We start from the raw sequence: 438 nt of genomic DNA on the forward strand, positions 1-438 counted from the left end.
TTTTTTCCAGCGCACGCAGCATACCGCTGCGCAGCTTATCTTCATTTGAACGGTTCACGCACATCGTTGCTTTTCACCACGCGCGGCATTACCAGTTCAGCCACCTCAAACGTGGTGAAGCGCTCATTGCACACCAGGCATTGCCGACGGCGGCGAACGGAGGAACCTTCTCCCACCAGGCGGGAGTCAATGACTTTAGTATCTACGGCGAAACAGAATGGGCAGTGCATACAACGTCCTGACGATGAGGGTGATGGGAATCTATTTTACCCTGAACTGCGGATACAACAAAGAAACAGCGCTTTTTGAGACAAAGGATCGATGTCAGATGCCGCATAGCACGCTACCATTGCGTTATCCGAAGAAAAGGAAACAGACAGCATGACAAGACGTTACCTAAGAATCGCCCTGCTGGGAAGCCTCGTCAGCCTGAGCGCC

Annotated in this window: 1 pseudogene; it reads right to left on the reverse strand. The window is 52.3% G+C overall.

The features are described from left to right. Positions 1-230, reverse strand: a pseudogene (nrdR, locus tag GKAS_RS23385) (transcriptional regulator NrdR); the annotation flags it as partial. Between the last annotated feature and the right edge of the window lie 208 nt (positions 231-438).

The sequence above is a fragment of the Kluyvera ascorbata ATCC 33433 genome (assembly GCF_000735365.1).
GTDB lineage: Bacteria > Pseudomonadota > Gammaproteobacteria > Enterobacterales > Enterobacteriaceae > Kluyvera > Kluyvera ascorbata.